At 38.1% G+C, this 21,406-nt stretch carries 15 protein-coding genes; 6 read left to right on the top strand and 9 right to left on the bottom strand.

Features of this window, described 5'->3' with window-relative positions; all coding sequences use genetic code 11:
- Window positions 1-367 precede the first annotated feature (367 nt).
- Window positions 368-2,605, top strand: a complete 2,238-nt coding sequence (locus QUD79_RS00385; RefSeq protein WP_184422322.1) for a TonB-dependent receptor — start codon at window positions 368-370, stop codon at window positions 2,603-2,605.
- Window positions 2,606-2,668: 63 nt separating this feature from the next.
- Here QUD79_RS00385 and QUD79_RS00390 read toward each other — a convergent pair whose 3' ends face one another.
- Together QUD79_RS00390 and QUD79_RS00395 are read right to left on the bottom strand one after the other, a co-directional pair.
- The gene (locus tag QUD79_RS00390) at window positions 2,669-3,856 is read right to left on the bottom strand and encodes an amino acid aminotransferase (protein WP_184422320.1); all 1,188 of its coding nucleotides are present in this window, start codon (window positions 3,854-3,856) and stop codon (window positions 2,669-2,671) included.
- 307 nt (window positions 3,857-4,163) lie between these two features.
- The gene (locus QUD79_RS00395; RefSeq protein ID WP_184422318.1) at window positions 4,164-4,874 is read right to left on the bottom strand and encodes a DUF445 domain-containing protein; all 711 of its coding nucleotides are present in this window, start codon (window positions 4,872-4,874) and stop codon (window positions 4,164-4,166) included.
- Between the two features lie 139 nt (window positions 4,875-5,013).
- Here QUD79_RS00395 and QUD79_RS00400 point away from each other — a divergent pair, with 139 nt between their 5' ends.
- Together QUD79_RS00400 and QUD79_RS00405 are read left to right on the top strand one after the other, a co-directional pair.
- Window positions 5,014-5,859, top strand: a complete 846-nt coding sequence (locus QUD79_RS00400) for a peptidylprolyl isomerase (RefSeq protein WP_184422316.1) — start codon at window positions 5,014-5,016, stop codon at window positions 5,857-5,859.
- A gap of 78 nt (window positions 5,860-5,937) precedes the next feature.
- On the top strand, window positions 5,938-6,273 hold the full coding sequence (locus tag QUD79_RS00405) for an outer membrane protein assembly factor BamB family protein (protein ID WP_184422314.1): 336 nt from the start codon (window positions 5,938-5,940) through the stop codon (window positions 6,271-6,273).
- 188 nt (window positions 6,274-6,461) lie between these two features.
- Here the strand turns inward: QUD79_RS00405 and QUD79_RS00410 are convergent, their stop codons facing one another.
- From QUD79_RS00410 to QUD79_RS00425, 4 genes are read right to left on the bottom strand one after another with little or no spacing between them, the layout of a single operon-like run.
- Complete coding sequence (locus tag QUD79_RS00410) at window positions 6,462-7,064, bottom strand: PepSY domain-containing protein (protein WP_184422312.1); 603 nt, start codon at window positions 7,062-7,064, stop codon at window positions 6,462-6,464.
- 17 nt (window positions 7,065-7,081) lie between these two features.
- Window positions 7,082-8,098, bottom strand: coding sequence for a WD40 repeat domain-containing protein (locus QUD79_RS00415; protein ID WP_184422310.1), 1,017 nt, complete (start codon window positions 8,096-8,098; stop codon window positions 7,082-7,084).
- Window positions 8,099-8,100: 2 nt separating this feature from the next.
- A complete protein-coding gene (locus QUD79_RS00420) occupies window positions 8,101-8,565 on the bottom strand; it encodes a methyltransferase family protein (RefSeq protein ID WP_246454865.1) in 465 nt (154 codons plus the stop codon).
- A gap of 6 nt (window positions 8,566-8,571) precedes the next feature.
- Window positions 8,572-9,522, bottom strand: coding sequence for a DUF3369 domain-containing protein (locus tag QUD79_RS00425; RefSeq protein ID WP_184422308.1), 951 nt, complete (start codon window positions 9,520-9,522; stop codon window positions 8,572-8,574).
- Window positions 9,523-9,871: 349 nt separating this feature from the next.
- Here QUD79_RS00425 and QUD79_RS00430 point away from each other — a divergent pair, with 349 nt between their 5' ends.
- Both QUD79_RS00430 and QUD79_RS00435 read left to right on the top strand, forming a co-directional pair.
- Complete coding sequence (locus tag QUD79_RS00430) at window positions 9,872-10,816, top strand: response regulator (protein ID WP_184422306.1); 945 nt, start codon at window positions 9,872-9,874, stop codon at window positions 10,814-10,816.
- A 61-nt stretch (window positions 10,817-10,877) separates the two neighbouring features.
- Window positions 10,878-15,170, top strand: a complete 4,293-nt coding sequence (locus QUD79_RS00435) for a PAS domain-containing protein (protein ID WP_184422304.1) — start codon at window positions 10,878-10,880, stop codon at window positions 15,168-15,170.
- Window positions 15,171-15,198: 28 nt separating this feature from the next.
- Here the strand turns inward: QUD79_RS00435 and greB are convergent, their stop codons facing one another.
- A complete protein-coding gene (greB, locus tag QUD79_RS00440; RefSeq protein WP_184422294.1) occupies window positions 15,199-15,678 on the bottom strand; it encodes a transcription elongation factor GreB in 480 nt (159 codons plus the stop codon).
- Window positions 15,679-15,863: 185 nt separating this feature from the next.
- On the opposite strand from greB, the gene QUD79_RS00445 reads away from it, so the two are divergent.
- Entirely contained in the window at window positions 15,864-18,218 is a 2,355-nt protein-coding gene (locus QUD79_RS00445) for a Tex family protein (protein WP_184422292.1), read from the top strand.
- A gap of 60 nt (window positions 18,219-18,278) precedes the next feature.
- Here the strand turns inward: QUD79_RS00445 and QUD79_RS00450 are convergent, their stop codons facing one another.
- Window positions 18,279-19,817: a methyl-accepting chemotaxis protein gene (locus tag QUD79_RS00450; protein WP_184422290.1), complete on the bottom strand. Its 1,539-nt coding sequence runs from the start codon at window positions 19,815-19,817 to the stop codon at window positions 18,279-18,281.
- Window positions 19,818-20,141: 324 nt separating this feature from the next.
- Window positions 20,142-21,176 carry a DcaP family trimeric outer membrane transporter gene (locus QUD79_RS00455; RefSeq protein WP_184422288.1) on the bottom strand — a complete coding sequence of 345 codons (1,035 nt, stop codon included), beginning with the start codon at window positions 21,174-21,176 and terminating at the stop codon, window positions 20,142-20,144.
- Window positions 21,177-21,406 lie beyond the last annotated feature (230 nt).

Below are 21,406 nucleotides of genomic sequence, written 5' to 3' on the forward strand. Positions count from 1 at the left end.
TATACGCGTGTAAACATTGCATATCAGTTTATAATAACACTAAATTTTATAAGGCTATATAACTACACTAGTATTTACTGACCATATATCAAGCTTTTTTCAGATGTAAATAGCTTTAAATAGGCGTTTAGCACACTATAACCTATAATTATTCTAACTCAACATGTTGGTAGAGCAGGCTCCCCAAGTTAAGCATCTACTGCTTCAATTTATACCACTATTTTGAGTTATACCAGTTTCATTAATTAAGTGATCTATTTTATACGCAGTAGTTGATTGTTTTAACTAGTAAAAATGATCACATAGTTAGTGAGATTGGTATTTATCAGCACGCAACTCTTTAGCTAAAGCAAAAAAAGGCGTTCCAATGTTCAAGTTAAACCCACTATTTATTTCAGTAGCAATAGGAATGCTAGCAACTGCTACCTGTATTTCAGGTAAGGCAAATGGATTCGAGTCAACAAACAACAAAACAGACATTGAAGTTATCGATGTTTATGCGCAAAAAAGGGCACAAAGTATTGTTGATGTGGCAGTTGCGGTAACCGTCATTGATGGCTCAAGCCTTGAGCGCTCTCAAATAAAAGATACTACTCAACTTACTAGCTTAGTACCAAATTTAAAAATCACTAATAATGCAGGCGAGGGTACGCCCCCTGCATTTAATATTCGAGGTATTGGTATGATTGACTACAATACTTCGACCGTATCCCCTATTTCTATTTATAGTGATGGCATTGTTAGCGGTAGTGCGAACAACCTTTCTGTTAACCTATTTGACATAGAGCAAGTAGAAGTACTTCGTGGCCCTCAAGGCACTTTGTTTGGCCGAAATACGACAGGTGGTGCAATTTTAGTTAGATCTAAGCAACCAGACACTGAGTTAGGGGGGTATGTTAATGCGAGTGTTGGAGAATACCATTGGCGTTCTGTTGATGGTGCAGTCAATATACCGCTATCTGATACTACCGCTATGCGTTTTGCGTTCAACCAAGATGACTATAACTTCTCCACTAACAATTTGATGGCAGGCTCACCAAACGGAGGGCTAAAACAACAGAATTTTCGTTTAATGCTTAAAACTGAATTTGATAGCATTACTATTTTAACAAAGCTGCATCAAGATGATTGGTCGGGTAAGCCAAAGCCAATCGCAAGTAATGGTGTATTAAAGCGTGATGGTTCTGGAATGTGCTCCCCTGAGCAACTGGGTAGTGACAATTGTGTAGATGCCTTTGGTATGACTGTTGGAGGCACAAACTATTGGGATGTAAGAGCAGATACAGCTGATAGAAGCCATAAAACAGACAGTTGGGGTGCAAGTGTTAATGTGCTATGGGATATTAATCAACAAGTTGACTTAACCTTGATTAGTGGCGTTCGACACTTAGATAGAGAGCATTCATGGGACTCTGATGGCAGTGGTAACTACATTGAAGGCTCAATGGACACCAATAATCGCTTGGTGTCCCATGAACTTAATATCGCCTATCAGCATCAATATTTTTTCTGGCAAACAGGGATATTTTACTTAAGTGAGCGTATTAACCAGAACAATACCTTTGATCTGTTTCGCGACTTTAGGCTTGTACCTTCATTAGCGGCTAATGCAGTAGAGTTTTTATATGATAACAACTTAGAAAATAGCTCTATGGCGCTTTATTCACAGCTAGATTACCCACTGAGACAAGCAACTACCTTAACCGCAGGGTTGCGATATACAGATGAAAGTACCAGGTATCATGCTAATGCTGATATCGATACCCTATACGGTGTTATTGCCGATGTTTGGGACCTTAATGGCAAAGTAGAAGACGGTGAGTGGTCAGGAAAGCTAGCATTAACCCATAAATTAACCCACACAAGTAGTATTTATGCCAGCTTCACCAGAGGCTATAAAAGTGGCGGATACAACGCTGGTTACTCTACAAACTTATCACAAGCTCAAGATTCAGAATACCAAGCCGAAAAGCTTAATGCCTATGAAGTTGGCGGTAAGCTAGGTAATTTAATGACTGATTTGCAGCTAAATATAGCGGCATTTTATTATGATTATCAAGACCAGCAAGTGTTTGTTAATGTGCCAGATAATGTTGTTCCCTATCATGTATTAAAAAACGCTGGCGACTCAACTATTTATGGTGCTGAAGTAGAAATGTACTATACACCAACGAACAATTTACAATTCAACTTCAATGTTGGGTATTTACCTAAAGCTAATATAGGTCGCTATCAAAAGCATAATATTAGTGTTGACGATAATCGCCTCCCATTTTCATCAAAATGGAATATTAGCGGTGTTGTCGTGCATGAAACTCAATTAGCGGGAAAACGATTAACCTCTCAATTAAGCTTTGATTACCAATCAGATTTCTTTTTTGATCAGAATGAAAATATATATACCGAGCATAAGGGTTATACCCTGGTTAATGGCCAAATAAGTTATCAAGCAAGCAATGCATTACTGTTATCGGTTTGGGGTAAAAATATCACTAATACAGAATATGCTGAATTAAGATTTGACTCGATTGCTGCGTTAGCTGCTGTTACAGAATTAAAAGGGGAAGCACGACAGTTAGGTGTGGGGTTGCATTACAGCTTTTAAATAAGAAGGCGAGTTAAGCACTCGCCTTTTATATTTAATTAAACCGTGGGAACTAAGCTAGCGTTAGAGCACTTTAGCAATAGATTGTGCTAAATAGTCTACGTTACTTTTTGCAATACCAGCAATACTCATACGGCTCGAACCAACCATATAAATACTAAACTCGTCTTGCAATCGTTGCACTTGCTCAGGAGTAATACCTAAGAAAGAGAACATACCTTTTTGACGGGTAATAAAGCTAAAATCACGTTCAACACCATTTTCAGCTAACTTATCTACAAGAATCTGGCGGTTGCCATTAATACGGTCACGCATTTCTTTTAATTCAGCATGCCAAAGCTGGCGTAACTCATCAGAATGTAAAATAGTTTCTACTAAAGCTGCACCATGTGCTGGTGGCATAGAGTAAATACAGCGAACAACTGATAACAGAACTGAATTAGCAATATCAGCATTAGCTGTTGAATTAGCGATAATGGTAGCTGCGCCAATACGCTCACGATATAAACCAAAGTTTTTTGAACATGAACTACAGACAATCATTTCTTCAACACTTTCAGCGATCAGGCGTAACCCGTAAGCATCTTCGTCTAAACCGTCACCAAAGCCTTGATAGGCCATATCTAGAACGGGTAGCCAAGCTTTTGCTTTTGCTACTTCGGCTACTTGTTGCCATTGTTCGTTGGTTAAGTCCATGCCACTAGGGTTGTGACAACAAGCATGTAATAAAACAGCATCGTCAGCACTGACTTCTTTAAGAGCGGCTAGCATGCCGTCAAAGTCGAGTGTTTTATTTTCATAATCATAATAAGGGTAGGTTTTGACGGTTAAGCCTGCGGCTTGGAATAACCCTGTATGGTTGGCCCATGTTGGGTTGCTTACCCAAATGGTTGTACCCGCTTTACATGATTTAATGAACTCAGCTGCAACACGCAAAGCGCCAGTACCACCTGGAGTTGAAACGGTGCGTACGCGGTTTTCAAGTAGCGCTTTATGGTGGCCAAATATTAATTTGCTCATTTCTTCGTTAAACAAAGGTGAGCCAGTGGGGCCAATATAAACTTTGGTATCTTCAGTATCGTATCGATATTTTTCAGCTTTTTTTACACAATTTAAAATTGCAGTATGTCCAGCTTCATTCTTATATACACCTACACCCAAATCTACTTTTTTCGGATTTGAATCTTCACGATATTTTGCCAATAAACCCAAAATTGGGTCGGCAGGTAATGCTTTTAAGCTACCAAACATTGCTCCGTTTACCTTCTAAAAACCGCGGGATTTAACTGATAATACGCCGTCGCACTTTCAGTAAGATAAATTCCCTATTGTTGAAAGGCAAGCATAGCCCTATTACGGTTGTTTTTAAAGCATTGGAGCTAAAAAAATAAAGAAGTTTTTATGCTAAAAAGTGCTATCTAATATACAAAGCGGTATACATTTGTTGACAGTAAATTAATTAGGATGGGATTTATAATTGACTGATTTTCAGGCTGCTAGTTTGGTTGAGTGTATTAGTAAAATAGAGGTTGAAATGTAAGTTCAACCTCATTAATCATTAAAAACTATTGGTCATTGCAGCGATAAAGCCGATAGCACCACCAAACACACCTCCCCATACTACTAACCAGCCTAAGTGTTGGCGGATCATGGTTTGAATAATCTCTTTTACTAACTGTGGCGTTAATTCATTTAAACGCTTTTCAATAATATCACTGACTTTATCGCGCATATTAGCAACAACATTTGGCTGTTCAAGTTCTTCACGCAAAATCGTATTAAATGCCTCACTTTGAGAAAGATTGCTCATCGTTTCTTTCATCTTTTCGATAAAAGGCTCTCTTAGTGGTTGTAATGCCTCACTGCCGCCCACCATGGCTAGCATGCCACCAAATGAAGAAGTTTCAATAACTTTAATCAGGTTGTCAAATGCAGGTGATAGATCAACTCTTTCTATTACCGGAGATAAATTTAACATGCTTGCCTTACCGCCACTGTCAGAAAGGAAGCGGTCGATATTATCTTCGGTAAAAAATTGCTCCATCATTAAGTTACGGATACCTGCTTTAAAGTCTTCAAAACGGGCAGGGATAACACCAGAACCATAAAGGAAAGGCACTTTTTCAAAGAGCATATGTATGGCCACCCAGTTGGTAATTGCGCCAGAAAGCGCAAATAAACCAACAGCGAATAAAACTGGATAAGCTAAAAAATGACCAGCGAGCATTGCCAGTAATGCGGTTAGGTTAGTCGCGATGCTTTTATTCATATTTATATACAGTTAGTTAAAAAATTAGCGCCATATTACCAAGCCATTTGATAATCGCCAACCACTTAGCTTTTTTACTAGCATCAAGGCAGAGTATTTGCTTTACTGTCACATAAATACAAATGGGAAATACGGTAATATGAAAATAATAAAAACAATATTGGTAGCCACTACCCTACTAGCCTTAACTTTTGTTGGTCAGGCGAGTGAGTGGAGAGCCCTTGACCCAGAAAACACTGTGTTACTTACTTTACCCCACGGCAAGGTTGTTATTGAGTTAGCGCCTCAGTTTTCGCCGAATCATGTTAAACAGTTTATAAAGTTAACGCGTGAAGGGCATTATAATGGTGCTAGTTTTTATCGTGTTATTGATGGCTTTGTTGCACAAGGAGGGCCAAAAGATGGCAGCCCACTTGATAAAGCAACGAAAAAACTAGTGTTAGAAGGTGAGTTTAGTGTTGATGAAAACTTTACCTTTACGCAGGTACAAACGAACGATATGTTTGTTGAACAAACAGGCTTTAAAGAGGGTTTTGCGCTCGGTTACAATTCAAAAGAGCAAAAAGCATGGATGTTACATTGCCCAGGCGTTATTGCCATGGCAAGACAAACCGGGGCTGATACCGCCACTAGCCACTTTTATATTACCATAGGGCAAGCAACCCGCTATTTAGATAGATTAATGACCGTATTTGGGCGAGTCGTTTATGGAATGGAACATGTGCAGGCAATTAGGCGCACAGAAGTGGTTGAAGGAGATACACCTGTTGATCCAAAATACTACACTCGAATGTTGTCAGTGCAAGTTATGAGCGATGTCGCACCAAGTGAGCGTATAAATATTGAAGTGTCTCGCACAGATACCGAAACTTATCGTAATAAAATAGCAGACCGTCGAACTCGTGATAATGCATTTTTCTTCAAAAAACCACCGCCAGTTTTAGATATTTGTCAAACACCGGTAAAAAGTAGACGGGTAAAGTAAGCCGATAGCAAATAGGCGATGGCTTATTTGCTATCGTAATTGTCATTATTGTATAAGTATGAATAGGTTGGAAATATAATGGATAAGTTGTTTTTAGGTATTGGTAATCATGTAGTTTGTTTGAACAAAAAGGACGGCGATGAGCAATGGAAAACAAAAGTTAAAAGCTCAACCATTACGAATGTCTACTATGAAGAAGGTTTTGTCTATGCCTACTCGGGTGGTCACCTTTTTTGTATAAGCGCACAAGATGGTTCAATAGTATGGGAGAATCAGTTAAAAGGTTTAGGCTACGGCACTTGTATTATTGCTAGTGAGCAGCAGAGTACTTCTGTAATTGCCAGCCAAATTGCTACTCAGCAGGCAGCAGCGAGTGCTGTTATTGTTGCAGGCTCCGCTTCGTCAGCTACTTAACCGGAACTTGGGATAATGGATGTACGTTTAAAGCATATAAAAATCGTAGCTTTGGTGTACTTAACCCGAGTTCAGGTTACTTAGCTTATCCCAAATTCAGGTTACTTAATACTATCCGCTATAACCTATCAGCCATTGAGTTTGTGTTTTTAGGGCGGGTTAACTTTGCTGCTATTGTGTTGCTATTATTATCTTTTATCGGCCGTACGATTAAAAGTTAAGTAAGTGCCAATTAGCGCAAGTACTACCACTAAAAGAAGCCCAACCACACCTAACACTTGATCAAGTGTTTTTATCCCAGTCCAGCGAAGATAATGTATGTCGTAAATGGTATTGATTAAATCAGTATCTTTACCTTGCTGCTGCAAGGTCATTGTTGGCCAATTTAGTGTGATCCTAACATCTGTACTGGTCGCAATTCTAAATTGGTCAATAGTGGTAATTTCACCATAGCGTGTGCGATTACTGGCAATGGCATCGTTAATAAGTAAATTGATTTGTTCATCTGTAATCGCAACTCTGGGCTGAAAGCTTTCAGGGTCTAGCTGTTGCCAACCGTTGCTACTTTTTACTAACAAATGATCGCCTAATACTGTTTTTAGCTGTTTTATCGCTAACCAATTATGAGCCTCAGGTAAGTTAATACTTTGTGTAATTGGATAAAGCTTAATGGGAAGCGGTTGATAAGCTTCTTGGTAACCGGGCTTAAAATAAAAGAAAACCCCAGTTACAGCCCATGCAAAAAAAGGCAATAACAGGATCAAACCTAAGTATTTATGAAGTTTACGCATATCTGTCCTTGAAATTATTAATGTGCTGTAGGTATTTGCCATGTTTGAAATACGCCATCACTCGATAAAGAGGCTACGGTATAATTATTGATAAAAGTAACGCTCAATACAGAAGAGCGTATTTTTTCAGGTGGCTTATATGTTTCCCATTTTGCATAGAGTTTTCCTGTTGTCAGTCGCCATAGCCGTAAACTTTGCCGTGGCCCACCAGTGAGTAACCATTGCTTATCTGATGAAAATTGAGATTGGTTAAATTCAATAAAGCGTACTGAGCTTTGTAGCTCTGAAAACAATTGCCCACTTGGTAATAGCCAAAAGTAGCGATTATCAATAGCGTCTAACGAAAAAGCGAGCTTTGCATCAGGGCTAATAGCAACATGGTTAACGCGCATTTTATGGGTAAATACTTTCTTTATTTCACCTGTTTGGGTGTGCCATAACTTAGCTGCTTTATCACTTGAACCAGTGAATGCGAGTTGTCCGTCATCTGAAAGGCTAACGCTATTAATGTCTAGACGGTGAATATCAAAGGTGTTTATTTTATTATCATGCACACCAATGACACTTACTTGCCCATTTCGAAAGCCTAAGATCATAGTAGCGTCGTCAGCAGACATGGCAATGTCGTTAATAATATTATCGCCAGCCGACCACACAGTAATTAAACGTCCGGTATCTAATTGATATAAATGCACATTAACTCGGTTAGATGTATAAAAATACTTGTTGGACTTAGAGATGCCGACTAGCTCTATCAGCTGAGCCTCAAGACTAGCAATGCAATTATAAACGAGTTGATTCTTAGTATTATCCCATAAGCAGACTTGTTGGTTGTCACTCAACAGCGAGTAACGACCATCGTTGGAAATATCAGCCGACTTTAATAGCTTTTCGCTATAATATTGGGTGGTAACGGCGGGTGAATCTACTAAAGTATTGTCGCTACAGCCAGCAATAAAAATTAAGGACAATAGGGCTAATATTGTCTTTTGGATATATTTGTTAAGGCGATTTAAACAGGGTGCAGTCATCATTATTATAGCCACCGTCTAACATTCTTTTTATAGTGATTATAGTGTTGCCCAAAAATTTTAGAGAGTGCATTCTCCTCAGGAATAATCTGAAAGTAATTTATATACGCGATAAAAAGTGGCACGAGTAACAAAGGACCAACAGCACAGAGGTAAAAACCCCAACCAAGTAAGATAAGGGAAAAACTTAAATACATTGGGTTGCGAGTAATGCGATATATACCAGAAGTAACGAGGGCAGAGGTATTATTTGGTTGGGTAGGGTTTACCGTTGTTTTGGCGCTTTTAAAACTAATAGCGCTGACTAGGGTGATCACTAATGCCACCAACCAAAAACTACTTACAATGACTAAATTGTAAGGTAAGCTAAAAGAATATAAACGGAAGCTAATAGAAACTAACCACATTAATCCTGCAAATAACACCACCACAAGCAATGGTGGAATTTTGAGCTTAAGGTAACCCATCATAGACAACTAATGACCTAATGATTGCTGTGCTTTTTCAATTAATAAATTTTCAACCGTTAATACAATGTTAATAGAAAATAGTTTAATTAACTTATGTGACAGTGAACTTAACTCGCTGCCACATTTAAAAACAAAAGCACTGTCTGTGCCACGTTTTGAGTGGTAATAAAAGCAATAATAAGGCGGAGCAACAATGTGTTTTTTTTCAAGAAAGCACTGCTGAGCATACTCTACTATTGGCTGTGAGCTTTGTAGCATAGTACTTTCATCAACAAAGGTTGCTTGAGTTTCGTTTATCGAAAAATTCCAATGGTTATCTTTAGCTTTCATCATGGTAAATGCAGCGCTGTCTTTAATTAAAAAATGTGCGTTTTCTGCATCCAGTACCGTTTTAACTTGCTGCAATACAGCGTTTGACAGTTCCATAACACTATCTATTTGGGTCATATCATTAATTGCACTAATTAATCTTTCTAGCCCTCGTTGATAGTTCTGAATTCGGGTTAAATCGCGATAGGAGCGTAAGGCGGTATAAATGGCATGATGAAGTGTGTTAATGGTGACCTTTGTTTTTTCATTATAGCCATCTATATCATAATTTTTAATTACTTCATTTGCAGGAGCAGTGCCAGGTTGGCCAGTACGCAACACAATACGAGTGTAATAGTTTCCTAGCGTTTCACGGATATATTTAACCACCTCAAGACCAGCATGGTCTGACTCCATTACCACATCTAAAAGTACCAAGGCGATATCATTATGCTGAGAAAAATATTGCTCTGCTTCTTTGCCCGAGTATAAGTGCACAAACTCAAGTTTTTTATGCTCAAACTCGAAATCATTTAAGCTTATTGTAGTGATTTTATGCACTTCATCATCATCATCGACGATAACGACCTTCCATGGCGGAAGCCCATAATCAATGGTAGTAGTTGTATCTTCTGCTAACCAATCCACACCTAATCCTTATTAATCATGTTGTTATATATTTCCTTTTGCCAGTGTAAGCTGATAATTAAAATTGTGCGAGCTATTTAATAACAAATGTTTAATCGTGAGATAACAAGATAACAATACCAAGGGTGGAGATCAGTGGCTACTTAGCGCTAACTTCATACTTGATAATTAAAATTATTCAAAAAACAGTATTAGACCCTACCTTTGTTGGTTCTATTATCAACACGCCCTAATATAACTGCAATCACAGCGTAGGCTAATGATTAATTTATCTAGTCGCTTGCATTACTTATTTGGGTTTAGTAATTTGGGTGAGTATTAAAAATAATAACAAATTTAAGGTATCGCCATGTCTGTAGACACTATATATAAAGTAATTCTCTATCCGTTTATCACTGAATCTATCGCAAGTCTTAAAGCAATGACTAATTTAGAGGGAACAGCGGGTGATCCTTTTATTGATAATGTTGATGATTTTCGATTTAAAGGTTATGCCGTTTGCTCTGATGTAACAGGCAACTTAGATGGTGTGATTATGATGCATCATTATCCAGAAACTGCGATTGCGATCGGTAATTCTGTATGTGAAAAAATGTTTGATGAAAAATATAACTACGAAGAAATTACTGAGGAGTTAGCGAATGCATTAGCCGAGTGGGGAAACACCATTGTTGGTCGCTCAACAGATTTACATGGTCGTTATAGCTTAGATTATAATTTTTCTAGCCCTTATTTTGTTCATGATGTGAGCGATATGGCGCAATATTTAGCAGGCGTTACTGAAGTGGTAACCGTGCCTATTACCATTGAAGGTGTTGGACGTTATTACTTTAATTTATTGGTGCGAAGTGTTGACTATCAGCAGGTCGGGGTTAAGCGTGAAGAAAGTCGAGGTATTGAAAATACACACACCAATACCTTAAGTACAGAGAGTAAAATATTATTAGTTGATGATAGTGCAATGATCCGCAAAGCCATTAAGCGTTATTTATCACAACTAGGCTATAATAATATAATTGAAGCTGATGATGGTGCTAGTGCGATAACGAGTGTTGCACAAGAGTCACCTGACTTTATGTTTATGGATGTTGTGATGAACGAGGTTAATGGCGATGAAGCATTACGCCAAATTCGTGCCGCGGGTTCAAATGTACCTATTGTAATGTTGTCGTCAGTAACAGATAAAGGTCTAGTTGATAAGTGCCAAGATTTAGGAATATCTGGTTTTATATTTAAACCTATACAGGCCGACAGTGGTGCTGAAATTATTAAAGATTATTTAAAGATTGCTTAATTAATTAAAAGGAGACATCAGTCTCCTTTTTAAGACTTATTGAAATAGATGAACAATTTATATGACGGTAGCTACAGATCTGCAAAAGAAGGTAAAACATAAAAACACCTTAGCACTCGCATTAATTGGTATTTTAGTGAGCGTGTCTTACCTGCTATTAATATCGCTTTTTCAGCAACAAGAAAAAGTGGCAGAGGTTATCGACGTATCAGGCAGCCAGCGTATGTATTCGCAGAAAATTGCAATGTTGGCTAAACAACACTTTAATGCGCTTAAATCTGGGGTTGTTGATGACCGCCTGCGTAATTCTTTATTTCAAACAGCAACAACATTTGCAGAAAAACATGCTTACTTAGCTGACTTAATTGTCGAACAGGAAAACCAGTGGGCTTGGTTAGTAACACAAGCAGGGCCTTTATCTTCAAAAAGCTTAAATCAAGATGTTAAAAGCTATATTGAATCAGCGCAAACACTTAGCGAGATAACTTCAGCTAATGATGCTTTTACTATTGTTAACACTCAATTTCACCCAGATATAGTTGAAAAAATACTGGTTGATTTAAACACCTTAGTACAAAATTTAGAGCAAAATGCAAAAGCTAAAATTACTACAATAAAGTTAATCGGTTTTATAGTTTGGCTAGGAATACTTGTTGCATTAGTCATTATCTATTGGGTTTTATTCAAACCGATGCAACAGCGCATTATAGAAAGTTATAAAGACTTAACTTTTAGCCAAAACTTAAACGAAGAATTAAAATTTGCCATTAATAAGCACGCCATTGTTTTTCGTATTAATACCAATAGTGAAATTACGTCGGTTAACGATCGCTTTATTGATTTTTATCAATATTCAAAAGATGAGGTTTTGAATAAAAGTGTTTTTTCTATTTGTGGTGAAAACTATCAGCAAAAAGAGTTTGAAGCGATTTTTAAACAGTGTGTGATACAAGATTTTTGGCGCGGAGAATCAGTTAATAAAATTAAAGGCGGCCAAGAACTTTGGTTAGACACAACCATAGTGCCTTTGAAAAATGATCTGCAGCGCATTGTTTCTTTTATTGTGATACAAAATGAGATTAACGATATTAAGCAAACCGAGCAGGCGCTTAATCAATTGCACAAAATCACCTCAAGTAGTAATTTAACAAGCGATGAAAAAATTCAGAAGTTATTAGCACTTGGTAGCCAGTTATATCATTTACCCCTCGCGATAGTCAGCCAAATTGTTAATAACGAATACAAGGTGTTGTATTGCCTAGCGCCTAATAATGAAATTGCGCCAGGAGATACTTTTGAGTTGGGTAATACCTACTGTACACATACGCTAGACGCTGATAAGCCGCTCGCATTTCATCATGCAGGAGAGAGTGAAATCTCTGAGCACCCTTGCTATAAAGGCTTTGGGTTAGAAAGTTATATTGGTGTGCCACTAAGTGTTGGTGGTAAACGTTTTGGAACGTTAAACTTTTCAGGGCCTAAGGCAAGAGCTAAAGCTTATAGCGAGCAAGAATTAGAGCTAATTCAATTGTTTGCTAACTGGTTAAGTTTAGAGTTATTACGCATACAACAGGAGCAAGAACTTTGCACGCAACAGGTGTTGTTAGAGCAAATGGAGCAGCAAGCACGAATTGGCGCGTGGGATTTTGATGTTATTAATAACAATGTATATTGGTCAAAAATGGTGCGTGAAATTCACCAAGTTCCCGCTGACTTTAAGCCAGACTTAGCTTCAGGCCTTGGTTTTTATAAAGAAGGGAACAGCCGTAACACCATTCAAGCCTTAATTGAAAAAAGTATGGCAACTGGTGAAGAGTTTGAGGCTGAATTAGAGCTAGTTACTGCGAAAGGGCAAGAAGTGTGGGTGTCAGCACGCGGTAAAGGTGAAATTAAAAATGGTCAATGTGTCCGTATAAGTGGATCGCTTCAAGATATTACTGAGCGTGTTTTTACTCAACGAGTGATTAGTGAGGGGCGTCAACGTTTAGAGTTTGTTTTACAGTCAACGGGTATAGGTATTTGGGACTGGGATGTAAATGCCGATAAAGTTACTATCAATGAACGTTGGGCGGCTATTATTGGTTATACGAGCGACGAATTAAGCCCAGTAAAAGAAGATACTTGGCTTTCGCGTATACACTTAGACGATATTCACTTGTTTGAAGAAAAGCTTGATAGTTACAAGCAAGGCACTGATGAGTTTTATATGTGCGAATTTAGAATTCTACATAAAGACGGACACTGGGTTTGGGTGCTTGATACCGGTAAGTCGGTTGAGTTTAATGAAGACAATACGCCGCGTCGAATGATTGGCACAATGATCGATATTTCTGAACAAAAAATGGCTGAAGCACAAAAAATTCAGTATACCCGACGAATGAAAATAGCAGCAGACGATGCTGGTTTTGGTATTTGGGAGTACGACATTGTTAACGATGTGCTTGATTGGGATAGCTGGGCTTGCAAACTATATGGTATTGAAGAAAGTGAATTTGATCACAAACTCAGTACTTGGTCTGATTGCGTTCACCCTGATGATATTGAGCTTGCAACTCAAGAGCTACAACAGGCATTAACGGGGAATACCAAGTTCGATACTCAATTTCGCATTATTTGGCCTAATGGTGAGATCCGTCACCTTAAAGCATCTGGCTTGGCTATTAGAGATAGTAGTGGTGAGCCGATCTCAGTTATTGGCGCTAATTATGATATAACCGCGCGAGTTGAAAATGAACAAGCATTAATTTCAGCAAAAGTATTGGCAGAGTCTGCAGTTAAGGCTAAAAATGAATTTTTAGCGAGTATGAGCCATGAAATACGCACGCCAATGAATGGTGTTATTGGTATGCTTTCATTACTTCAAGACACTGAGCTAACCAATGAGCAAGAAAACCGTGTCGTTATTGCTAAAGAAAGCGCTAACTCATTATTAGGACTGATCAATGATATTCTCGACTTCTCAAAAATAGACGCTAATAAGCTCGATTTAGAAAATATAGAATTTGACTTGCACCAAATGGTAGGTGACTTCGCCAAAGCAATGGCACTGCCAGCACAAGATAAAGGTTTAGAGCTTGTATTTGATTTAGTTAATGTAAAAGAAACCAAAGTAAAAGGTGACCCAAGTCGAATTCGACAAATTCTTACTAATTTAGTGAGTAATGCCATTAAATTCACTAAGGAAGGAGAGGTTGTTGTTCGTTTAACACTCACTTCACATACTCAATCTCAGTGGCAGCTAGCGTTTGAAATACAAGACTCAGGTATTGGCATTGCTAAAGAAAAGCAAAATAAACTATTTTCTGCTTTTAGTCAGGTCGATGCTTCAACAACGCGAGAATATGGCGGAACGGGTCTTGGCTTAGTTATTGTTAAAAAGCTTTGTGAAAGTATGTTGGGACGTGTTGGCTTACAGAGTAGTAATGACTCTGGCAGTTGTTTCTCAGGTGAGATATTAATTGATAAATCAGAAGATAATGTACATTTACCTTTTAGCAACTCAATACAGAATGCTCATGTGTTAGTTATTGATAGCCATGAGGGTAATGGAAAGGTTATTCAGCGCCAATTAGCGCAATGGGGATTAACAGCTTATTCGGTATCAACTGAACAGCAGGTGTATGCTTTATGCGAAGAAAAGAAGGTTAAAAGCGAAACTTTCCAGCTAATTATCATTAGCTATGATTTGTACGCAACAAGTAATAGGCAAATAGTGAATTACTTAAAAGAAAAACCCAATTTTAAACAAATGAAAATGGTATTAATGACGCCTATGTCGGCTAATATTACTCAGCATCACTTAACTGAATTAGGCGTAGACCATTACTTTATCAAACCAGCTACCACCTCAGACTTGAGGCTAGCGCTGACTGCTTTAGATAAAAAAATTGAGCAAAACAATTTACCATCAAGCCAAGAGCAAAAAAATATAGACAAAGAAAAAGTGCATAGTTATGGCTGGCCTGTTAATACCAGAATATTGTTAGTGGAAGATAACCGTGTTAACCAAATGGTTGCCAAAGGTTTATTAGCAAAATTAGGGCTTAATTGTGACATTGCAATAAATGGCTTAGACGCATTGGCTAAACTTAATGAAAGTAATGAAAATGCGCCTTACACCTTTATTTTTATGGATTGCCAAATGCCTGAAATGGATGGCTACCAAGCCACTGAACAAATTAGGCAAGGCAAAGCGGGTCAACGTTATATCAATATTCCAGTGGTTGCTATGACCGCTAATGCAATGTCTGGCGATCAGGAAAAATGTTTAGCCGCAGGCATGAATGATTATTTATCAAAGCCAATTAATAAAGATAAAGTGATTGAGCGCTTGCAACGCTTTTTAATATTGTAATATTTCTGTGCAGCTAAGGCTTTGAAGGTTAAATACCTTGATACTTGATAGCAATTATATCGAAGGTTTTTTTTCCATCAGGTGTATTTACTACAATTTCATCATCTACTTGCTTGCCAAGTAAAGCTCTTGCCATTGGTGAGTCGATACTAATTTCAGCATTTTTCACATCCCACTCATCAGGGCCAACTAAGCGATAGCATAATTCCTCGTCATTCTCATTAACTAAGGTTACCCAAGCGCCAAAGTAAACTTTGCCTACTTGCTGTTTGTTGGGATAAACAATATTCAGATCATCTAAACGTTTCATTAAAAAACGCACTCTGCGGTCAATTTCTCGTAAACGTCTTTTCCCGTAAATGTAATCAGCATTTTCGCTACGATCACCCAAGGCCGCAGCTTCAGAAACTGAGCGGGTAATGCGAGGGCGCTCTTCTTTCCAAAGATACTTAAGTTCTTTATCGAGTCTGTCCCAACCTTCGCGGGTAATGTAATTTGATTTTTTCATCTAAAAGTTACTAATATTTTAATTTTTAAACGTTATACTATGCGGCATTATATTAGGGTTTGTTAAGTTTTGCTGTTTATTTATTTTGATTGCTTAAAGTTTAAAATTACCAGCTTAACATTCAATATCAATAACGAACCATTGGTAGGCTATAGCGCCTAAATAGTTAGTAGGAAAATAGTTAAATGACGTGTATTGCCGAGCAAATTGCTCAAGAACTTGGTGTTAAAACTTCACAGATAAATGCAGCAATTAATTTACTCGACGATGGTGCTACCGTACCGTTTATCGCACGTTATCGTAAAGAAGCCACCAACGGACTTGACGATAACCACTTACGCCACTTAGAACAGCGCTTAACTTACCTACGAGAACTTAATGATCGTCGCAAAGTTATTTTAGCAACGATTGAACAGCAAGATAAATTAACACCTACGTTAGCTAAGCAAATAAACGCGGCAGATAATAAAACTCGACTAGAAGATTTATATTTACCCTATCGACCTAAGCGAAAAACCAAAGGGCAAATGGCAATTACTGCTGGTATAGCGCCTTTAGCAGATAAACTGTTTAATAATTGGCAGCTTGACCCAGAAGTAGAAGCAAAGGCTTATTTTAATAAAGAACAAGGTTATGCAGATGAAAAGCAAGTTCTCGATGGTGCATGCTATATTTTAATTGAACGTATGATTGAAGATGCTGATTTATTGCAAAAATTACGTCGTCACTTATTACAACAAGCGCACTTAACCAGTTCAGTTGTAAAAACCAAGCAAGCAGATGCGGTAAAGTATCGTGATTATTTTGAACATAGTGAATTACTTAAACACGTACCTTCGCATCGTGCGTTAGCAATGCTTAGAGGACGAAATGAAGGTTTTTTACAGCTTGCGATAAATGTTGACCCAGGGCAGGAAGCCAACGGCTATTCTAGTGCAGAGCAAATTATTAGTGACCATTACCGATTAAACTTAACACAGCAAGCTGGTGCTGCTTTTTTAACAAAAGTTGTGCAATGGGCGTGGAAGTTAAAGTTTTCATTAAGCTTAGAGACAGAGCTATTAGGACAGTTACGCGAAAAAGCGGAAGCCGAATCAATTAAAGTATTTGCTAAAAATTTAAAGGATTTATTACTAGCAGCACCTGCTGGCGCCAAAGTAACTTTAGGTTTAGATCCTGGTTTACGCACTGGATGTAAGTTAGCGGTTGTTGATAGTACAGGGAAACTTTTACAAACCGTTACTATTTTCCCTCATGCACCGCAAAATAATTGGGAAAAGTCAAAGCGTACCATTGTGAATTTATGTAAACAGCATAAGGTTGAACTGATTGCGATTGGCAATGGTACCGGTTCACGTGAAAGTGACAAATTAATTGCTGAAGCCATTCAAGAATTAGAAACCGGCAAACCGAATAAGTTAATTGTGAGCGAGGCTGGCGCGTCGGTGTATTCGGCTTCAGAATTAGCAGCGAAAGAGTTTCCTGAGCTTGATGTGTCGTTGCGCGGCGCGGTGTCAATTGCTAGACGCTTGCAAGATCCATTGGCAGAACTCGTTAAAATAGACCCTAAAGCTATTGGTGTTGGTCAATACCAACATGATGTAAGCCAAAGTCAATTAAGCCAGTCGTTAGATAATGTTATTGAAGATTGTGTAAATGCGGTAGGCGTTGATCTTAACAGTGCCTCTACTGCGTTATTAACACGTGTTGCGGGCTTAAATAAAACAATGGCCTATAATATTGTTGCCTATCGTGATGAAAATGGCCGCTTTAATAATCGTAAAGAATTAAAAAAGGTAGCAAGACTTGGGCCTAAAGCATTTGAGCAAGCCGCTGGCTTTTTACGCATTCGTGATGGTGAAAACTTGTTAGATGCATCGGGTGTTCATCCTGAAACATATCCGGTAATTGATAAAATTATTAAACAATTAAATATCGATCTGGCGACAGCGCTGGGAAATAGTGAAAAGTTGCACCAACTCGACATTAGTGCATTAACTGATAGTAATTTCGGCGAACTCACCATTAAAGATATTATTGCGGAATTAGAAAAGCCTGATAGAGATCCTCGGCCTGAGTTTAAAACCGCTACGTTTAAAGAAGGTATTAATACAATAAGCGATCTTCAGGTGGGAATGGTGCTTGAAGGTGTTATTTCCAATGTTGCTAACTTCGGCGCATTTGTTGATGTCGGTGTTCACCAAGACGGATTAGTGCATATTTCATCATTAACCAATAAGTTTGTTAGTGACCCACATGAAGTGGTAAAAGCAGGAGATATTGTTAAAGTGAAGGTGGTAGAGGTAGACGCTCACCGTAAACGTATTAGTTTAACCATGCGCTTAGATGATGCAATACCAACAAAACCTCAACAAGCAACAACTAACTATAAGCCCAATAAACACGAAGCTAAAGCGCATAAGGCTAAACCTAGTCAACATACCAACACTAAGCCAACCAAAGCAAAAGTAAACAAAGCCCCAGCCAATGGCGCTATGGGTAATGCATTTGCAGATGCGCTTGCTAAGCTAAAAAAGTAAGTTCCTTATACAAAACACCACCTTTAAATTCCAACGTGCGGGCTTAGAGGTGGTTTTATTCTATCTAAAGGTTGAGCTAAGTAACTCTAATGACTTAGCATTGTCTTTTACGGCAGTGCTATTTTCATTCACTTTTTCTGCGCTTTCGGTATTTTTCTTTGAGATATTATCAATTGTATGAATGTTTTGGCTTACTTGATCCGCCACCACACTTTGTTGCTCTGTAGCTGTTGCTATTTGAGCGGCTATGCCGTTAATAACATCTATCATTGCTTTCACCTTATCCATGTTTTGCTTTGCGGTTTGAGTGTCCTGTACGCATAAATTGGCTTCGTCTCGGCTTGCTAACATTACCTCGCTCCATTGTTGCAATGTTTTTTGTAACTCGACCACAGACTTTTGGATATGCTCAGTTGCAGATTGTGTTCTACTGGCCAATGTTCTTACTTCATCGGCAACAACAGCAAAGCCTCGTCCTTGTTCACCTGCTCGTGCGGCTTCAATTGCTGCATTTAATGCAAGTAAATTCGTTTGATCGGCGATGCCTTGAATCTCATTCATTATGGTTGAAATATTATTAGCATCTTCAACTAAAACTGCTGCAGTAGAGGCCGCTTTACCTACCTCTTGAGAAAGGCTAGTGATTTTAGTTTCGGTAGTTGTTATCGATAAAATGGTATGGTTACATTCGCCAACAATTTCAACTACTTTGTCATAGGCAACCGTTGTATTTTGGCTCACTTCATCAATCGTTGCACTCATTTGCGTAATAGCTGTAGCCACTTGGTTAAGTTGGTGATTCTCTTCAACTAAGCCATCTAATGTTTGCTGTGATGAATCGCCGAGTTCACTAGCTAAATTAGTTAGAATAACGCCAGAGTCTCTACTGCGCCCTAAAATAGTGCGTACTTTTGCTGTTTGCATTAAAAAAGGGTATTGAAGTAAAGCCGCTATACCTTTACCAGCAAATAAATAACGCGAAATACTATCGTAGCGCTTTTTAATTTTTATCATTGTATAGGGGAGTCGTATTACTTCTTCAAAGTAAATACTAAAAAGTGCGATAAAGCTAAGCAATAAAGGCAGCATTGCAGTAAAACCAAATGCAATAAAAGTATAAGTAAGTGCTATTAAAATAGTAGCAACAGACAATAAGCGCTTTAGTTGAACATGAGTTGAAAACTCACGTATTTTTTTACCGTTATTAATGTCTTGATACAAGGCATGAGCGGATTTCTTTTGTTCATTACTCGGTAGTACTCTAACTGATTGATAACCTATAATATTATCATTTTCATACAAGGGAGTTACATAAGCATCAACCCAATAATAGTCGCCATTTTTACAGCGGTTAACAATAATACCTCTCCATGATTCACCACGTTTAAGCTTTTGCCATAAGTCTGCAAAGGCTGCTTTAGGCATATCGGGATGGCGCACCATATTATGGTGTTGACCTATTAACTCTTCCCGAGAATAACCGGCAATTCGGCAAAAGTTGTCATTGGTATAAGTGATGTCGCCGTTAAGATCAGTGGTTGATATTAATTGTTCGTCTGCGGCGAAGGTAACCTCTTTCCCTGTTAGGTTTTTGCTCATTATTCCTGCCGAATATAAATAGGTATATAAAATTAAGTAATTTATTAAGCATAGTACACTATATGAAAATTGTTTAATTTAAAAAGCACATTTAAACAATTACTTATAATATTTTTTTAAAATAGAATGAAAAAAAGGGAAGTAAAGTACTTCCCCTAAAATAACCTCAGTTGAGGTTAACTAACGCAAGAGTGTGTTTCAATTACAAAAAGTTGTAGGTCATTTATGCCGCCAAAAAATCATAAAAAATTTGTAGTTTGGCATTTTGGGTCAAAGTTTATGCTGTCAAAAATTAACCTAGAACCACTGTTGAGTCACTTCACTTTAAAGCACGTATTTTATTGATAGTTGTGCGTAGTCAGATTCAATATCCATATCAGCTACTTCATAGTTACCGAACTCTACACCGTAAGATAACTCTTTGGTTACACTTTTAAAAATATTGATTCCCCAATGACTGCGGTCGCGATCTGATTCATCTGTTTCGGTATTACCGTAGAAAAAATTACTACGTAGTGTTTCTGTCCAAAAATGGCGGTACGACACCATAATTGAAGTGGCATCTTCGACTTCTTCACCAACTAAATCGGTAGATGCTGCTGCACCTACATAACGGCCGGTATTGCCTCCATGAAAAGCAAAGCGAAGATCGTCATTTCCCACCGTTTTAATTCGACCCGAAATGCCATAACCTAACGCAGACTCAGACTCTCCACCAAGCGTGTTAAGTTGTCGAGCAACTGCTGACACTGCTACATTTCCCCAATCACCGCTAAAGGTATATTTACCTACCACATCAGGCATTGAATCTTGGCTACTGTCACCACCATAAGACTCTGGGTTTTCTATGGCTACTTGAAAGTTACCATGGGTATAACGAACTTGTGTTTGGCGAACAAAGGCTGAAGCAACTAAGGGGCCACCAAAATCGGCAGACTCTGCTAAAGCACTGGTATTCATAAAAGTTGACCAAGTTTGACCAACGGTCCAGTTTTTGTATTTAATAAATGCATGTCGTAACCGAGGACTAACAGAGTTTGTTAGTACTTGGTTACCCGTACCGGTATAAAAATCCATTTCAACAAAACCGGTAATATCACCATGTACATACTTGGTGTTTAACCTTGATGATGCCGCGGAGAACTTAACACTTGAAACGTCTCCTTCTACGGCATTACCAATCCAAAAGTCACCTAAATATGAATTTACATTACCGTCAACATAACGGACATCTGCCTGAAGGTAACCGCCAAAACTAATACTATCGGTATCATTAATTTTTACGGTATAAGTTGCATGTGAAGTGCTAGCCATAGCAAGTAGGCCCGTAGCTATTAATAGTTGCTTTTTATTGAACATTTTATTTCCCCGTTTATATTTTAGCCTTGGAAACTACATTCATCCCTTCTTGGCTATTTTATCGTTATTATATTTCTTGTTTTATAAGATAAAGTGTAATCAAGGGATTAGGAATTAGACCTAAGTCTAAGATTTAACCAGTGAATAAAAAGCGGAAATTAAACTCATTGTAATGGCAGCTTTGTCGTGCTTATAAACCAATTGAACGTGTTTTACTTTTCTCTTGAATG

Source organism: Thalassotalea piscium (assembly GCF_030295935.1).
Taxonomy (GTDB): Bacteria; Pseudomonadota; Gammaproteobacteria; order Enterobacterales; family Alteromonadaceae; genus Thalassotalea_B; species Thalassotalea_B piscium.